At 67.8% G+C, this 1,452-nt stretch carries 1 protein-coding gene; it reads left to right on the forward strand.

Annotated features, from left to right (window positions below; all coding sequences use genetic code 11):
* Nucleotides 1-219 precede the first annotated feature (219 nt).
* Complete coding sequence (locus ABZ215_RS43735; RefSeq protein ID WP_354956854.1) at nt 220-1,434, forward strand: IS110 family transposase; 1,215 nt, start codon at nt 220-222, stop codon at nt 1,432-1,434.
* The last annotated feature ends 18 nt before the right edge of the window (nt 1,435-1,452 follow it).

Raw genomic sequence — 1,452 nt, forward strand, 5'->3', positions numbered from 1 at the left:
CCATAAGATTGTTGATGTTCAGGACGGGATGTTCTGGATGCCCAGGGCGATGGGGTGTGGCTGATGGGTTCTTGCCCCGTTGGGTGGCTTCCGAGGAGTGGCCGCCCCGTCGTTCTGGACGCCCTGGCCGCTGATTGAGATCTGCGCTTGGTCGCTGTTTATGGAGATGCTGGCGGGTCGTCCACGGGGTTGAACTGCGCAGACGGGAGGACGTGCCGGGTGGCGGTGCGCAAGGTGTGGGTCGGCATCGACGTTGGTAAGGGGTTTCATCACGCGTGTGCGGTGGATGAGGTCGGCAAGGTGGTGTTTTCCCGGAAGGTGGCCAATGGGCAGGCCGCGATCGAGCAGCTGATTGGCCGCACCACCGCCAAGGCGGCGGAGGTGGTGTGGGCGGTGGACATGACTTCTGGCGCCGCGAGTCTGCTGCTGACGCTGCTGCTGGCGACCGGGCAGCCGGTGGTCTCTGTGCCGGGCAGGCTGGTCAACCGGATGGCCGGGGCGTTCGCCGGGGAGGGTAAAACCGATGCCAAGGACGCCAAGACGATCGCTCAGACCGCCCGGATGCGCGGTGATCTGGCCCTGGTCACCAGTCCGGATGGGATCGTGGCCGACCTGCGGGTGCTCACCGCGCGGCGGGAAGACCTGCGGGCCGACTGGGTGCGCGGGGTGAACCGGCTGCGGGAGTTGCTCGCGAGCATCTTTCCCGCGCTGGAGCGCGCCTTCGACTACTCCACCCGCTCCGCGCTGGTCCTGCTGACCGGCTTCCAGACCCCGGCAGTTATCCGGGAGGCCGGCTCCTCCGGCTTGTCGGCCTATCTGACCGAACACGGCGCCTGGGCCCGGGGCATACCGGCCATGGCGGACAAAGCCCTGGCCGCCGCCGCCGAGCAAACCGTTGCGCTGCCTGGAGAATCGGTCACCGCACCGCTGATCGCCCGGCTGGCCCGTCAGCTGCTCGACCTCGACCGGGAGATCAAGGACCTCGACGAGCAACTCGGCGACCGGTTCGCCGACCACCCCCACGCCGAGCACATCACCAGCGTGGACGGCTTCGGTCCCATCCTCGGCGCGCAACTGCTCGCCGACACCGGCGGTGACCTGCACACCACCTTCGGCACCTCGGCACGCCTGGCCGCCCACGCCGGCCTGGCTCCCGTCCCGCGCGACTCGGGCCGCGTCCGCGGCAACCTGCACCGCCCCAAGCGTTACCACCGTGGTCTCCGCCGGGTGTTCTACCTGGCCGCGCTGTCGAGCATCAAACGACCCAACAGCGCATCCCGACGCTTCTACCAGCGCAAACGAACTGAAGGAAAGATCCACACCCAAGCAGTGATCGCACTCGCCCGCCGCCTGGTCGACGTCATCTGGGCACTGCTGCGCGACGGCCGCGAATTCCACCACTCACCGCCGCCCATCAGCCCTACAGCTGCTTGACACGATCATTGAGACTCC

Origin of the sequence: Amycolatopsis sp. NPDC006131 (assembly GCF_040614175.1) — a bacterium.
GTDB lineage: Bacteria > Actinomycetota > Actinomycetes > Mycobacteriales > Pseudonocardiaceae > Amycolatopsis_E > Amycolatopsis_E tucumanensis.